This is a genomic window from Microbacterium paulum (assembly GCF_015707995.1).
GTDB lineage: Bacteria > Actinomycetota > Actinomycetes > Actinomycetales > Microbacteriaceae > Microbacterium > Microbacterium paulum.
This window is the reverse complement of record NZ_JAAGRY010000070.1, coordinates 1-14,851: the sequence shown is the minus strand read 5'-3', so window position 1 is coordinate 14,851 and position 14,851 is coordinate 1. Positions and strand designations below refer to the sequence as shown.

Here is a 14,851-nt window from a genome sequence, read left to right as displayed (position 1 = left end):
CGGTCATGACCGTCGGCGACGCGGTGCGCCCCGACAGCGCGGCCACGGTCGCGCGGCTGCGCGCGGTGGGCCGCGAGGTCGTCCTGCTCACGGGCGACAACGAGGGTGCGGCCCGCGCAGCCGCCGCCGCGGCCGGCATCGACCGGGTCGTCGCGGGGGTGCTGCCCGAGCAGAAGGTCGCAGAGGTCGCTCGCCTGCAGGCATCCGGCCACCGCGTCGCGATGGTCGGCGACGGCGTCAACGACGCGGCCGCCCTCGCGACCGCCGACCTGGGACTCGCGATGGGCGGGGGCACCGACGCCGCGATGCACGCGAGCGACATCGCCCTCTCGGGTCACGGCCTGCAGCCGGTCGTCACCGCACTCTCGCTCAGCCGCCGCACAATGCGCATCATCCGCGGCAACCTGTTCTGGGCGTTCGCGTACAACGTCGCGGCGCTGCCGCTCGCGGCCTTCGGCCTGCTCAACCCGATGATCGCCGGTGCCGCGATGGCGTTCTCGAGCGTGTTCGTCGTGCTCAACAGCCTGCGCCTGCGCTCCGCGCGCTGACCGCCGCGCCTGCGCGAGTCACCACGCGCCCGCCGAATCACCATCCGATCGACGCCGATCCGGTGGTGATTCGGCGGAGAGTAGATGACTCGCGAGCGCAGGCACCTGGCGCGGCGCACGCGGGGCGCTAAGATGGATGCCGGGGACATCGCGTCTCCCGTCGCCGCAGCTCGCAGAAGCGAGTGCCCGCAGCCGGGGGATTCGTCCTCGTGTTCGCCTCCGCGACTCACCTCGCGGGCAGCGCCCGGCCGTTCATCCGCGGTCGGCACCTCGCCGGTCTCCGCCGGCACGTTCAGCTCAGGAGGAGCATGCCGCCTACGGCATCCACCGCGCCCGCCCGACGGCGGGGCGCATCCAGCAGGGGTTCTTCTGCACGTCGCGACGACGACGCGCCCCTGATCCCGATCCTCGCGCGCAAGGTGCGCGAGGTCGAGGCCAAAGCCCAGCGCGGCAAGCTGGGCCCCACCAACCGGGTCAAGTTCCAGGTGATCGCCTTCCTCGTGCGCGAGGAGCGCGCCCGCGTCAAAGCCGACGAGGTGACGCCCACCGCCGCGCGCGCCGAGCTGCTCAAGCGCCTCGACGGCGTCGCGACGATCCTCGCCAAGACCGCGGCCCGCGACACCTCGCTCATCCAGTTGCTCGAGGTCGATGCGGCCACATCGCCGGTCGCCAAGCGCATGCGCCGCGACTGGCTGCTCGAATCGGGGGCGGAGCTCCCCGAAGACGAGCTGATCATCACCGACGTCGCGCCCGTGCAGGCCCCGGTCGTGCCCGCCGCCGTCTCGTCGCGGCAGGTCACCCCGCCGCAGATCGAGGCACGCCGCGAGGCGAACCCGTTCCTCGCGCCCGACGTGGCGCTGCGCGCCCCGGCATCCACCGCCCGTCGTCGCCTCGACGGCTGGGAACTCATGGGCCCGCTGTACAAGGCGTTCGAGACCGGCGCCGGGGGCGCGAGCGCCTCGATGGAGCTGCCGCCCGTCCCGGAGTTCGACCGGCTGTCGCCCAAGGGCCTCGAGATCATGCCGCACCAGTCGCGGTTCCTCGAGTCGGTGCGCGCGGGCCACCGCTCGTTCCTGCTCGCCGACGAGCCGGGGCTCGGCAAGACGGCCGAGTCGGTGCTCGCGGCATCCGTCGCCGGTGCCTACCCGCTGCTCGCGGTCGTGCCCAACGTCGTCAAGATGAACTGGGCGCGCGAGGTCGAGCGGTGGACGCCGCAGCGCCGCGCGACGGTTATCCACGGCGACGGCGACCAGGTCGATGCGTTCGCCGACGTGTTCATCGTCAACTACGAAGTGCTCGACCGGCACCTGTCGTGGCTCGGCTCGTTGGGGCTGAAGGGCATGGTCGTCGACGAGGCGCACTTCATCAAGAACCTCGGCTCGCAGCGCTCGCAGAACGTGCTCGCGCTCGGCGCGCGCATCCGCGAGCAGGTGCGCGACCCGCTCATGCTCGCCCTCACCGGCACGCCGCTGATCAACGACGTCGAAGACTTCGACGCGATCTGGCGCTTCCTCGGCTGGACGAACGGCGAGAAGCCCGGTCCGGAGCTGATGGCGAAGCTGGATGCCACGGGCTTCACCCCCGCCGACAAGGCCTTCTATCCCGAAGCGCGCGACGCCGTCATCTCGATGGGCATCGTGCGCCGCAAGAAGAAGGACGTCGCCGCCGACCTCCCCGACAAGCTGATCGCCGATCTGCCCGTCGAGCTCGACGACGAGTACGGCCGCTCGATCCGTGAGGCCGAGCGCGAGCTCGGCGAGCGGCTCGCGGCCAAGTACCGCCGCATCATCGAGGCGCGCGGTGACCGGGTCATCCGCGGCGAGGCCGATGACGACATCGTGCGCCTCGTCGCGCACGGCGAGCTCGAAGAGGCCAAGGCCGCCGGTGCCGGCGCCGACAACGTGTTCACCATGGTGCGGAAGATCGGTCAGGCGAAGGCCCTGCTCGCGGCCGACTACGCCGCGCAGCTGCAGCGCTCGGTCGGCAAGGTCGTGTTCTTCGCGAAGCACATCGACGTGATGGATGCCGCGGAGGCGCATTTCGCGCAGGCGGGGCTTCGCACCGTCTCGATCCGCGGCGACCAGACCGCCGCCGCGCGCCAGCAGGCGATCGATGCGTTCAACTCCGATCCGGACGTCGCGATCGCGGTCTGTTCGCTGACCGCCGCCGGCGTCGGGGTGAACATGCAGGCCGCCTCGAACGTCGTGCTCGCCGAACTGTCGTGGACGGCCGCCGAGCAGACGCAGGCGATCGACCGCGTGCACCGCATCGGTCAGGACGAGCCGGTCACCGCGTGGCGCATCATCGCCGCGCACACGATCGACACCAAGATCGCCGAGCTGATCGACTCGAAGCAGTCGCTGGCCGCACGCGCCCTCGACGGCGAGCAGGTCGACCCGTCCTCGAGCGACTCGGTGCAGCTCTCGGCGCTCATACACCTGCTGCGGCAGGCGCTCGGGGCCGACTGAGGTATTCACCCCGCCTCGCCCGCGCGGGGCGCACACCGAGCCCGCCGACCATTTAGGACGGCGGGCTCGGTGGCATCCGCCCGGTCGTCGGCGATAGTGTCGACAGTGGCAGCGACGCCAGTGACATTCCCGGCTGGCACACCCCAGTGACACACCCAGCGATATTCCAACCGAAGGATCCCCACATGAAGATCGGCATCCTCACCAGCGGCGGCGACTGCCCCGGCCTGAACGCCGTCATCCGCGGTGTCGTGCTCAAGGGCACGACCAACTACAACATCGAGTTCGTGGGCATCCGCGACGGGTGGCGCGGCGTCGTCGACGGCGACTTCTTTCCGCTGACCCGCCACGAGGTCAAGGGCCTCTCGAAGGTCGGCGGCACGATCCTCGGCACCTCGCGGACGAACCCCTACGAGGGCCCGCGCGGCGGCGCCGAGAACATCAAGGCGACGCTGTACGGCCACCACATCGACGGCATCATCGCGATCGGCGGCGAGGGCACGCTTGCGGCGGCGAACCGCCTCTACAACGACGGCATCAACGTCATGGGCGTGCCAAAGACGATCGACAACGACCTGCGCGCCACCGACTACTCGTTCGGGTTCGACACGGCCGTGAACATCGCCACCGAGGCGATGGACCGCCTGCGCACGACCGGCGACTCGCACCAGCGCTGTATGGTCGCCGAGGTCATGGGTCGCCACGTCGGGTGGATCGCGCTGCACTCGGGCATCGCCGCGGGCGCGCACGTGATCTGCATCCCCGAGGTGCCGATGTCGATCGACGAGATCACCGCGCAGGTGCAGAAGGCCCACGACCGCGGCCGCGCGCCGCTCGTCGTCGTCTCGGAGGGGTTCACCCTGAAGGGCATGGACGAGGCCTACAGCGACAAGGGGCTCGATGCCTTCAATCGCCCGCGCCTGGGCGGCATCAGCGAGGTGCTCGCGCCGGAGATCGAGCGCCTCACCGGCATCGAGACACGTGCGACCGTGCTCGGTCACATCCAGCGCGGCGGCTCGCCGTCGGCCTTCGACCGGGTGCTCGCGACGCGTCTCGGCCTCCACGCCGCCGACGTCGTGGCGGAGGAGGCCTGGGGCCAGATGGTCTCGCTGAAGGGCACCGACATCGTGCGCGTGCCGTTCGCCGACGCCCTCGGCGAGCTCAACACCGTCCCCATCTACCGCTACGAAGAGGCCGCCGCCCTCTTCGGTTGACCCGCGCGCGCGGCACGCCGCCGCCGCCGTCCCACTCGGTGCGGACGTTGTCCCACTCAGGGTGAGGGTTGTCCCAGAAGTGGTCGCTTTTCCCAGGTGAATACGACCACTTCTGGGACATACCCCGCCCCGTGCGGGCGTCGTTGCCGTCTCCTCCCCAACGCGCGGTGCCGCAGATCTGTCCACGGATCGGCGTTCAGACCGCGACCGCTGTTGCGGTGACGGTGACCATGAGGGATGCCTCCCCACGAGAGTCCATCCCATCGCTTGCCGAGATCGTTCACCGTCGCCCAGGCGCGCGCCGCCGGCATCCCTCGCGGTCAGCTTCGCGGCGCCTCGTTCTCGGCACCGTTCCACGGTGTCCGGCTGCGCGGTCCGATCGCCGATCGCTCCCTTTACGAACGAGCGTTGGCGCTCCTGCCGCGGCTCTCGGACGGGCAGTTCTTCAGCCACGAAACGGCGCTTTTCGCGTACGGTGCCCCGATGCCGGAATGGCCGTACCGACCTGGCCTCCACGTCTCCGCCTACCGGCCGGCGCGCGAACCTCGCACCCGGGGCGTCAGCGGGCACCGCCTGCAGACGCGCGCGCCGGCGTTCGAGACCCTGGACGGCCTTCCCGTCGAGTCGCCGGTGCGGGCGTGGCGGCAGATCGGGCGCCTCTGGAACTACGGCGACATCGTCGCCGCCGCCGACTTTCTCATCAGCGGAGCTGCCCCACTCGTGACGGCCGAAGCGTTGCGGAATGAGGTCGTCACGATGGGCGACGTGCGCGGCGGTATCTTGATGCGCGCTCTGAGCGATGTCCGTTACGGCGTGCGTTCACCGCGAGAGACCCGACTCCGTCTGCTGCTGCGTGACGCGGAACTGCCCGAACCGGAGGTCGCATGGAACCTCTTCGACGAGCGCGGCACCTTCGTCGCCGAACTCGACCTGGCCTTTCCACGTTATCGTGTGGCCGTCGAGTACGACGGACGAGTTCACGCCGAGGATGCCGCGCAGTTCGCGCGCGACGCCGATCGATGGGCGGCGATCCGTCGCCTCGGTTGGGACCACCAACGCGTCCTCTCGCACCACCTCCTCGGCGCCGGCGCGGCTGCCGTTGCGATCGCGCGTGATGCCCTCATTCGCGCTGGCTGGACGCCGGGTCGCTGAGACCCGGCTGCGACGCCCAAACCCGGCGGCGCCGACCCCCCAGCCCCTGACTCTGGCAGAGCTGCGTGCGCCCCGGCATCCATGTCCCATTTGTGGTTGCTTTCCGGCGCTGAATCCAGCCGAATCTGGGACAACCCCTGCACAAAGTGGGACAACCCCTGCACAAAGTGGGACGAGCCCGCGCCCCCGGGCCCCTACGCGTCGGCGAGGCCGAGAACGTCGAGCAGCCAGGCGAGCTCGAACGCGCGCTGGTGCCACGAGTTGTAGCGGCCCGAGACGCCGCCGTGGCCGGCGACCATCTCGCACTTCAGCAACGCGTCGGCGCCGACCTCGCGCAGACGCGCGACCCACTTGGCCGGCTCGACGTAGTACACCCGGGTGTCGTTGAGCGAGGTCGTCGCGAGGATCCGCGGGTAGTCCACCCCCGCGCGCACGTTCTCGTACGGCGTGTACGTCTTCATGTACGCGTACACCTCGGCATCGTGCAGCGGGTCGCCCCACTCGTCCCACTCGATGACCGTGAGCGGCAGCGACGGGTCGAGGATCGTCGTCAAGGCATCCACGAACGGTACGTCGGCGAGGATGCCGGCGAACAGTTCGGGCGCGAGGTTCGCGACGGCACCCATGAGCAGCCCACCGGCCGATCCGCCCTCGGCGACGAGGCGGTCGGGAGAGGTGACGCCGGATGCCACGAGGTGCCGCGCGACCGCCACGAAATCGGTGAAGGTGTTGCGCTTGTGCTGCAGCTTGCCGTCTTCGTACCACTGCCGGCCGAGCTCTCCGCCGCCGCGCACGTGGGCGATCGCGAAGACGACGCCGCGGTCGAGCATCGACAGCCGCGCCACCGAGAACCCGGGTTCGATCGAGTGCTCGTACGACCCGTAGCCGTAGAGGTGCACGGGCCGCACAGCACCTCCTCCCGGCTCGCCGAACGAGCGCTTCCAGACGAGCGAGACGGGCACGCGCGTGCCATCGTCGGCCGTCACCCACTCGCGCCGCTGCGCATAGTCGTCGGGGGAGTACCCGCCCAGCACCGGCTGACGCTTGCGCAGCAGGAACTCGCCGGTCTCGACGACGTAGTCGTACACCGTGCCCGGCGTGAGGAACGAGCCGTAGCCGAGCCGCACGACCGGGGGCGCCCACTCGGGGTTCCCACCCGCGCCGGCGGCATAGAGCTCTTCGTCGAAGTCGAGCTCGCGGATCGCGCCGGTGTCGTACGACAGGATGCCGAGGCGCGCGAGGCCCTCGCGCCGATACGACACGACCGCCCAGTCGCGGAAGGCCGAGACATCCAGCAGGCGCCGTCCCGGCTGGTGCGCGGCGACGACGGTGCGCGGGCCGGACGGATCATCGGCCGAGACCCGCACGAGCTCGAAATCGAGCGCGCCGTCGTTGTGCACGATGTACAGCACGTCGTCGCCGTCGACGACCGCGTGGGTCGCCGAGTATTCGATGCCCTCGCGGCGCGGCCAGATCGACCGCGGCTCCTGGCGCAGGTCGGATGCCGGCACGAGGTATTCCTCGGTCGTGATGGATGACCCCACGTCGATCACGAGGTACCGCTCGCTGCGGGTGAAGCCCGCACCCACCCAATACCGCTCGTCGGGCTCGTGGAAGAGGCGCACGTCGGCCGTGGCATCCGTTCCGACTTCGTGCAGCCACACGGTGTCGGGGCGCCAGGCGTCGTCCATCGTCGTGTAGACGACGAAGCGCCCGTCGGGCGAGAAGCAGGCTCCGGCAGAGGTGTTCTCGACGACGTCGCCGAGGTCTTCGCCCGTGGCGAGGTCGCGCACGCGCAGGGTGTAGCGCTCGTCTCCCTCGACGTCGACGCCGTAGAGCAGGCGGGTGCCGTCGGTCGACACGTCGAAGCTGCCGAGCGAGAAGAACTCGTGCCCCGCGGCGGCCTCGTTGCCGTCGAGCAGCACCTGCTCGCCCGGCACCGGCGCGCCGGGCTCGAGGCGCGGGGGAGTCCAGTCATCGGGCGCGGCGAGGGGAGCGCGGCAATGGATGCCGTATTGCTTTCCCTCGACGGTGCGCCCGTAGTACCACCAGTCGCCCTGACGGGTCGGCACCGAGAGGTCGGTCTCGAGCGTGCGCCCCTTGATCTCGTCGAAGATCCGCTGACGGAGCGGCGCGAGGTGGGCGGTGCGCGCGTCGGTGTGCGCGTTCTCGGCCTCGAGATGGGCGATCACCGCGGGGTCGTCTTTGGCGCGCAGCCATTCGTACTCGTCGACGACGTCGTCGCCGTGATGCGTGCGGGTGGTCGGGTGGACGGCGGCACGGGGTGCCTGGCCGCCGCCGAGAGGGGCGCTGCTCACCCTCCCACGCTAGTCGACACCGGCGCACGGCGGCCGTTTGCCCCGGCCCGGGGGTCTCGCGCGAGCCGCTCGATGTGCGAGGATTTCTGTGCTCCGGTTGCCGGAGCATGAACCCACGGTGAACTCTTCGTTCGCACCGCCGATCCCGTCGGCTCCCTTCCTCTTATCGTCCGACGAAAGCGAACTGTGGAAACCGCTGCCCTCATCGTCGTGCTGGTGATCGCGCTGGCGCTGTTCTTCGACTTCACCAACGGCTTCCACGACACGGCCAACGCCATGGCGACGCCGATCGCGACCGGTGCGCTCAAGCCCAAGGTCGCCGTCATGCTCGCCGCGGGTCTCAACCTCGTCGGGGCATTCCTGTCGACCGAGGTGTCGAAGACCATTTCGCACGGCATCATCCGCGAAGACCAGATCACGCCGCTCACCTTCTTGCCGATCATCTTCGCGGGCCTCATCGGCGCGATCACCTGGAACATGCTGACGTGGCTGCTGGGCCTTCCCTCGAGCTCGTCGCACGCGCTGTTCGGCGGTCTCATCGGTGCGACGCTGGTCGGCGCGAGTGCCTCGGCGATCGATTTCGGCATGGTGCTGAGCAAGGTCGTGCTGCCCGCCCTCATCGCCCCTTTCACCGCCGGGGTGATCGCGTTCCTCGCGACGCGCCTCGCCTACGCGATCACGCGTCGCTACGACAACAAGCCCGACGGTCGCGACGGTTTCCGCTGGGGTCAGATCTTCACGTCGTCGCTCGTCGCGCTCGCGCATGGCACCAACGACGCGCAGAAGACGATGGGCGTCATCACCCTCGCCCTCATCATGGCCGGGTGGCAGAGCGCCGATCAGGCCGATCCGCACCTGTGGGTCATCATCGCGTGCGCCTGCGCGATCGCCCTCGGCACCTACATGGGCGGGTGGCGCATCATCCGCACGCTCGGCAAGGGCCTCACCGATGTGAAGCCGGCGCAGGGGTTCTCGGCCGAGACCTCGACCGCCGCGACGATCCTCGCCTCGAGCGCGCTCGGCTTCGCCCTCTCGACGACGCAGGTCGCGTCGGGCTCGGTCATCGGGTCGGGCCTCGGCCGGCGCGGCTCGACCGTGCGATGGGGCACCGTCGGGCGCATCGCCGTGGGATGGGTGCTGACTCTTCCGGCGTCCGCCGCCGTGGGCGCGTTCGCCGCGCTGCTGGTGGTCTGGTTCGGCAATTGGGGCATCCTCATCGACGCGATCCTCGCGCTCGTCATCATCGTCTCCCTCTTCATGCGCTCGCGCCGGAACGCCGTCGACTCGTCGAACGCGATGAGCGAGGTCGCCGATTCGGGTCTCGCGGTCAAGGTTCCGCGCAAGGCCCCGCCGACCCGTCGTCAGCGCGCGATCGAGCGCGAAGAGGCGCGGCTGAAGGCCGAGGCGAAGGCGCGCGAGAAGGCAGAACGCAAGAAGGCGGATGCCGAGGCGAAAGCCCGCGCGAAGGCCGGGAACACCTCCGCGAAGAAGGGGCCGCAGCGATGAGCATCGAGATCGATTGGTTCGCCTTCGTGCAGGTGTTCGCCGCCGCGCTCGTCGGGGCGCTGCTGGTGGTCGGGTTCTACGCGGTGGGCCTGCGCCTGCTCGTGCGGGCGGGGCGCGCCCCCGTCGTCGCACCGGCGGAGTTCACCGACGCGATCACCGTGATCAGTGAGAAGGACGTGCGCCGGGCGGCGAAGGCCGCCGAGAAGGCGGCCCGCAAAAGCCCGCTCACCGACGGGCAGAAGCGGCTGGCGCTCGTCGGCGCCTACGGCTCGTTCGCGCTGTGCGCCGTCGCCGTGCTGGCAGGCCTCGCCCTCATCGTCATGAAGTGAGCGCGACGCCGCGGTGAGGGTCGGCGGTTCGGCTTAGGCTGTCGCCATGCCCTCGCAGCCCGTGCAGTTCGGCCGATACGCGCCCGCGCGGCGCGTGATCGTGCACCTCAGCGACACGCATCTGCTGGCCGGCAATCGGCTGCTGGGCGGGCGCTACGACACGGCGGCCAACCTCGTCGCGACGCTCGCCGCCGTCGAGCGCACGGGGGTGCGCCCCGACGCGATCGTGTTCACCGGCGACCTCACCGACCTCGGCGAGCCCGAGGCCTACGCGGCTCTGCGCGCCGAGGTCGAACCGTTCGCCGCGCGCCTGGGCGCCCCGATCGTCTGGGTTGCCGGAAACCACGACGAGCGCCCGGCCCTGCGGGAGGGGCTGTTCGACGCCGCCCCCACGCACGAGCCGGTCACCGCCGTGCACGACCTCGGCGGACTGCGTCTCATCGCGCTCGATTCCACCGTGCCCGGCTGGCACCACGGCGACCTCGACGACGCGCAGCTCGCGTGGCTGCGCGAAACCCTCGCCGAACCGGCGCCGCTCGGCACGATCCTGGCACTGCACCACCCGCCTCTGCCCAGTCACATCCCGTTCTTCGACATCCTCGAGCTGCGCCATCAAGACGCCCTCGCCACGGCGATCGCCGACACCGACGTGCGGGCGATCCTCGCGGGGCACCTGCACTACGCGACGGCCGGCACGTTCGCGGGCGTGCCCGTGAGCGTGGCATCCGCGACCTGCTACACGATGAACCTGCAGCGCCCGCCGGCAGAGGTCAACGGCATGGATGCCGGGCAGTCCTTCCACCTCGTGCACGTCTACGACGACACCATCACGCACGCCGTGGTGCCGGTCGGCGAGGCGGAGACGGCGGAGTTCTTCACGCCGAAGTGGGTCGAGCAGATGGCCGCACTCACCCCCGCCGAGCGCCTCGACGCGTTCTCGCGCAAGCGCTGAGCGCCGCGCGCGGCGTCGCCCTCGCGTCGAGCGGAAGGGTGAGGTTGTACGCCGCGTACGGTCTCGCGGGCGCTGCGGCGGACTAGGCTCGAAAACACCTTTCCGAGTCGAAGAACCCACAAGGACTGCACTCATGGCACTGGACGCAACGACGCGCACCGAAACCGATTCGCTGGGATCGCTCGAGATCCCCGCCGATGCCTACTGGGGCATCCACACCGCCCGGGCGCTGGAGAACTTCCCCATCTCGATGCGGCCGATCTCGGTCTACCGAGACCTCGTGAAGGCCCTCGCCATGGTCAAGCAGGCCTCGGCGCGCGCCAACCGGCAGATCGGCGTGCTCGACCCGGCGCTCGCCGACCTCATCGACCGCGCCTCGCAGCGCGTGATCGACGGCGAGTTCCACGACCAGTTCGTCGTCGGGGTGGTGCAGGGCGGCGCCGGCACCTCGACCAACATGAACGCCAACGAGGTCATCACCAACATCGCCCTCGAGATGGCGGGCCGGCAGAAGGGCGACTACGCGTTCCTCTCGCCGATCGACCACACCAACCGGTCGCAGTCGACCAACGACGTGTACCCGACGGCCGTCAAGATCGGGCTCAGCCTCGACCTCGTCACCCTGCTCGAAGAGCTCGACCTGCTGCGCCAGTCGTTCATGGGCAAGGCCGTCGAGTTCCACGACATCCTCAAGATCGGTCGCACGCAACTGCAAGACGCCGTGCCGATGACCCTCGGGCAGGAGTTCCACGGCTTCGCCACGACGCTCGGCTACGACCACCAGCGTCTCACCGAGAACGCGAACCTCATGTTCGAGATCAACATGGGCGCCACCGCGATCGGCACCGGCATCACGACGCACCCCGGATACGCGCCCGCCGTGCTCGCGCACCTGCGCGAGATCACCGGGCTCGACCTCGTGACCGCCGACGACCTCGTCGAGGCGACGAGCGACACCGGGTCGTTCATGTCGTTCTCGTCGACCCTCAAGCGCAACGCGATGAAGCTGTCGAAGATCTGCAACGACCTGCGCCTGCTCTCGTCGGGCCCGCAGGCGGGTCTCGGCGAGATCAACCTGCCCGCGCAGCAGGCGGGCTCGTCGATCATGCCCGGCAAGGTGAATCCGGTGATCCCCGAGGTCGTCAACCAGGTGGCCTTCTCGGTCGCCGGGGCCGACCTGACCGTGACGATGGCCTCGGAAGCCGGCCAGCTGCAGCTGAACGCGTTCGAGCCGATCATCGCGCACTCGATCTTCCAGTCGATCACCTGGATGCGCCGCGCGATGCGCACGCTCCGGATCAACTGCGTCGACGGGATCACCGCCAACCGCGATCGCCTCGGCGCGATGGTGGGCTCGTCGGTCGGCGTCGTGACGGCGCTGACCCCCTTCATCGGCTATGCGGCATCCGCAGCCCTCGCCAAGACCGCGCTGCTCACCCACCGCAACGTCGGCGACCTCGTCGTCGAGGCGGGGCTCATGACCCGCGAAGAGGTCGACAAGCAGCTCTCGCCGGCGCGACTGTCGGGCCTCGAGGCGATCACGCAGGCCATCCCGGTCATCCAGCCGGTCGAGAACCTCGTCGAGAGCTGACGGCGCGGGCGCTGGCACGGGCGGCGACGGAGCGATAGCGTCGGAGGGCCGGGACACCGGCGCGATTTTCCGCAACCCAGGAGGCCGACATGACCGACCCCAACACCCCCGACGCCACGCCGCCCGCGAACCAGGGCGGCGCGCAGCCGACCCCGCCCGCGCAGCCGGCACCGCCCGCATACGGCGAGTACGCCCCGACGACCCAGCCGCCGGCGGCGCCCGCCTACGGTCAGAACGCGGCGCCCGCCTACAACGCCGCGCCCGCGTACAACGGCGGGGCCGGTGGCGGCACGGTGCCCGGCAAGACCCTCGGCATCGTGGCGTTCATCGTCTCGTTCTTCTTCGGTCTGCTCGGTCTCATCCTCGGCATCGTCGCGCTCGTGCAGTCGAAGAAGGCCGGCCGGGGCAACGGCTTCGCGATCGCCGCGATCATCATCGGCGCGATCTCGGTGGTCGTCGGTCTCATCGTCATCTTCGCGGTGATCGTGCCGTCACTGAACGCCGCGACGACCTGCCTCAACGACCCGACCGCCGTCGTGCAGGTGTGGGGCGTCGACCTCTCCTGCCAGGAGGTCCTGGAGCAGTCGAACCGCTGATCCGCACGGATCCGCACGGTGACCTGAAGGCGCCGACATCCCCGACATCGACGAGGGGTCGGCGCCTTCGGCGTCTCAGCCGAGCACCCGGCAGTGCGTCGTGAGTTCGCCGATGCCGTCGACGCCGACCGTCACGGTGGAGCGGTCGCGGAGGAAGATCTGCGGGTCGCGCGAGTAGCCCGCGCCGCCGGGGCTGCCGGTCGAGATGAGCGTTCCCGGCAGCAGCGTCGCCGAGCGGGAGAGGCTCGCCACGAGCGCCGGGACGGAGCGGATCATCTGGCTCGTCGAGGCATCCTGCACCGTCTGCCCGTCGACGACGGCCCAGATGTGCAGGTCGCCGGGGTCGCCGATCTCGTCGGCGGTGACGACGAACGGGCCGTTCGGGGTGAACCCGTCGAACGACTTGCACCGCGACCACTGCGCCTCGGAGAACTGGATGTCCCGCGCCGTGATGTCGTTGACGACGGTGTATCCCCACACGTGCGCGAGCGCGTCGGCCGGCGCGACGTCCTTCGCGGCGCGGCCGATCACGACGCCCAGCTCGGCCTCGTAGTCGATCGACTCGCTGAGCGTGCGCGGCCAGACGGTCGTCTCCTCGTGCGCGGAGAGCGAGTTCGGCCACAGCACGAACACGGTCGGCGCAGAGTCGGCCTTGAGGCCCAGCTCGCTCGAGTGTGCGGCGTAGTTCAGGCCGATCGCGAGCACCACCGGCGGCGCGTCGACGGCCGGTCCGTAGGTCACCTGGTCGAGCGGGATGCCGGTGACGCCCGCCGCGGCGGAGCGCACGCGCGCGAGCAGCTCGTCGCCGCCGTCGATGAGCGCCTGCAGCCGTCGCGGTGCGCCGGGGAAGAGGTCGCCGACGAGTGCGGCCGTGCCCTCCTGCACGACGGCGAGCTCGGCATCCGTCGAGCCGGGCGGGCGGATGTGGGCGAAACGCATCCCCCCAGGCTAGCCGCCGCGCGGGCGAGGCCGGTGGCGTCTGGCGGCCCGCGGTGGCCGCGCCTTAGGCTGAGCCGCATGGACGAACGGAGGCGACCGGGGAACGGCGCGTACGCATCGAGCCCCGTCGTGACCGATCCGATCCCTCCGGCGCCGGTCTCGCCGGCGGCGATCGGCGCCACCGCCCCGCGCGGAGGCCGCAGCGAACGGCGGGGGATGTCGGCTCCGATCTGGGAGATGGCGGTGCTCGTCGTGCTGCTGATCGGCCTCGTCGCGTATCTCCTCACCTACCTCGGCGTCGTCGCGTCGGCGGTAGGAATGGTGCTCGCGCTGATCCCGCTCACGGTCGTGCTGCTGGCGGTGCGCGCCGCCGACCGGTGGGAGCCCGAACCCGCCTCGCTCGTCGTGTTCGCCCTCGTCTGGGGTGCCATCGCGGCCGTCGCGATCGCCCTCGGCGTCGATATCGCCCTGGATGCCCTGGCGCCGGCCCCGCCCGACGACGCCGCCCGCGACGCGTTCTCGTCGGTGGTGCAGGCGCCGCTCGTCGAGGAGTTCGCCAAGGGTCTCGGCGTCTTCCTCGTCTTCGTGTTCGGGCGCCGTGCGTTCGACGGGCCTGTCGACGGCGTCGTCTACGGCGCGCTCGTCGGGGCGGGGTTCGCGTTCACCGAGAACATCCTCTACTTCGCGACGAGCCTCATCGAGGGCGGCCTCTCGGAGACCGCCTTCACGTTCGTCCTCCGGGGCATCCTCTCGCCCTTCGCGCACGTGATGTTCACCGCGGTCACCGGCTACGTGATCGGCCGCGCCGCGCGCGCGGGGGCGACGGTGCGCGCCGCCGCCGGGGCGGGGCTCGTGGGCATGCTCTGCGCCGCCGCGCTCCACGCGCTGTGGAACGGGTCGGCCCTGTTCGCCGACTTCTTCCACCTGTACATCACGCTGCAGGTGCCGCTGTTCATCGCGTTCGTGCTGGGATTCATCGCGCTGCGGCGCGAGGAGGCGCGTCTCACGCGGCAGCGGCTCGGCGAGTACGCGCAGGCGGGATGGTTCACGCCCGCCGAGGTCGACCTGCTCGCGACCGGATCGGGGCGCCGTCGCGCGACCGCGTGGGCGCGCACGCTGCCGGGCGACCGTTCACGGCAGATGAAGACGTTCACCGCCGAGGCCACCTCGCTCGCCGCGGCGCGACAGCGTGCCAGCACGGGCCGAGACCCCGGCGCCGTGCCCGACGAGCGCGCCCG

The 14,851-nt window shown here is 70.6% G+C and carries 12 protein-coding genes; 10 read left to right on the top strand and 2 right to left on the bottom strand.

Annotation, left to right across the window (positions count from 1 at the left end; genetic code table 11):
- The 4 genes from G3N18_RS13740 to G3N18_RS13725 all read left to right on the top strand — a co-directional run.
- Window positions 1–548 (top strand): HAD-IC family P-type ATPase (locus G3N18_RS13740; protein ID WP_196384844.1); only part of this gene is annotated, 548 nt, incomplete at its 5' end.
- A gap of 308 nt (window positions 549–856) precedes the next feature.
- Window positions 857–3,016, top strand: a complete 2,160-nt coding sequence (locus G3N18_RS13735) for a DEAD/DEAH box helicase (RefSeq protein WP_196384843.1) — start codon at window positions 857–859, stop codon at window positions 3,014–3,016.
- A 185-nt stretch (window positions 3,017–3,201) separates the two neighbouring features.
- Window positions 3,202–4,230, top strand: coding sequence for a 6-phosphofructokinase (locus tag G3N18_RS13730; RefSeq protein WP_196384842.1), 1,029 nt, complete (start codon window positions 3,202–3,204; stop codon window positions 4,228–4,230).
- A 267-nt stretch (window positions 4,231–4,497) separates the two neighbouring features.
- Window positions 4,498–5,382, top strand: a complete 885-nt coding sequence (locus G3N18_RS13725) for a PDDEXK family nuclease (RefSeq protein ID WP_196384841.1) — start codon at window positions 4,498–4,500, stop codon at window positions 5,380–5,382.
- Window positions 5,383–5,576: 194 nt separating this feature from the next.
- Here the strand turns inward: G3N18_RS13725 and G3N18_RS13720 are convergent, their stop codons facing one another.
- Window positions 5,577–7,700 carry a prolyl oligopeptidase family serine peptidase gene (locus G3N18_RS13720; RefSeq protein WP_196384840.1) on the bottom strand — a complete coding sequence of 708 codons (2,124 nt, stop codon included), beginning with the start codon at window positions 7,698–7,700 and terminating at the stop codon, window positions 5,577–5,579.
- Between the two features lie 186 nt (window positions 7,701–7,886).
- Here G3N18_RS13720 and G3N18_RS13715 point away from each other — a divergent pair, with 186 nt between their 5' ends.
- The 5 genes from G3N18_RS13715 (at window position 7,887) to G3N18_RS13695 (ending at window position 12,674) form a co-directional block, all read left to right on the top strand.
- On the top strand, window positions 7,887–9,206 hold the full coding sequence (locus G3N18_RS13715) for an inorganic phosphate transporter (RefSeq protein WP_196384839.1): 1,320 nt from the start codon (window positions 7,887–7,889) through the stop codon (window positions 9,204–9,206).
- Window positions 9,203–9,535 carry a peptidase gene (locus G3N18_RS13710; protein WP_196384838.1) on the top strand — a complete coding sequence of 111 codons (333 nt, stop codon included), beginning with the start codon at window positions 9,203–9,205 and terminating at the stop codon, window positions 9,533–9,535. Before G3N18_RS13715 ends, G3N18_RS13710 begins: the two co-directional genes overlap by 4 nt.
- A gap of 46 nt (window positions 9,536–9,581) precedes the next feature.
- The gene (locus G3N18_RS13705; protein WP_196384837.1) at window positions 9,582–10,487 is read left to right on the top strand and encodes a phosphodiesterase; all 906 of its coding nucleotides are present in this window, start codon (window positions 9,582–9,584) and stop codon (window positions 10,485–10,487) included.
- Between the two features lie 133 nt (window positions 10,488–10,620).
- Window positions 10,621–12,078, top strand: coding sequence for an aspartate ammonia-lyase (locus G3N18_RS13700; protein ID WP_196384836.1), 1,458 nt, complete (start codon window positions 10,621–10,623; stop codon window positions 12,076–12,078).
- An 89-nt stretch (window positions 12,079–12,167) separates the two neighbouring features.
- Window positions 12,168–12,674: a DUF4190 domain-containing protein gene (locus tag G3N18_RS13695; protein WP_196384835.1), complete on the top strand. Its 507-nt coding sequence runs from the start codon at window positions 12,168–12,170 to the stop codon at window positions 12,672–12,674.
- Between the two features lie 75 nt (window positions 12,675–12,749).
- On the opposite strand, the gene G3N18_RS13690 is transcribed toward G3N18_RS13695, so the two are convergent.
- Window positions 12,750–13,613, bottom strand: coding sequence for a fumarylacetoacetate hydrolase family protein (locus G3N18_RS13690; protein ID WP_141379856.1), 864 nt, complete (start codon window positions 13,611–13,613; stop codon window positions 12,750–12,752).
- 78 nt (window positions 13,614–13,691) lie between these two features.
- Between G3N18_RS13690 and G3N18_RS13685 the strand changes: the two genes are divergently transcribed.
- The coding region (locus G3N18_RS13685; RefSeq protein WP_196384834.1) for a PrsW family intramembrane metalloprotease at window positions 13,692–14,851 on the top strand (1,160 nt) is incomplete at its 3' end.

Bases quoted from the DNA above. Each gene is read 5' to 3' on its own strand.
- G3N18_RS13695 (WP_196384835.1), top strand. From the start codon at position 12,168: ATGACCGACCCCAACACCCCCGACGCCACGCCGCCCGCGAACCAGGGC.
- G3N18_RS13700 (WP_196384836.1), top strand. From the start codon at position 10,621: ATGGCACTGGACGCAACGACGCGCACCGAAACCGATTCGCTGGGATCG.
- G3N18_RS13690 (WP_141379856.1), bottom strand. From the start codon at position 13,613: ATGCGTTTCGCCCACATCCGCCCGCCCGGCTCGACGGATGCCGAGCTC.
- G3N18_RS13730 (WP_196384842.1), top strand. From the start codon at position 3,202: ATGAAGATCGGCATCCTCACCAGCGGCGGCGACTGCCCCGGCCTGAAC.
- G3N18_RS13705 (WP_196384837.1), top strand. From the start codon at position 9,582: ATGCCCTCGCAGCCCGTGCAGTTCGGCCGATACGCGCCCGCGCGGCGC.
- G3N18_RS13735 (WP_196384843.1), top strand. From the start codon at position 857: ATGCCGCCTACGGCATCCACCGCGCCCGCCCGACGGCGGGGCGCATCC.
- G3N18_RS13710 (WP_196384838.1), top strand. From the start codon at position 9,203: ATGAGCATCGAGATCGATTGGTTCGCCTTCGTGCAGGTGTTCGCCGCC.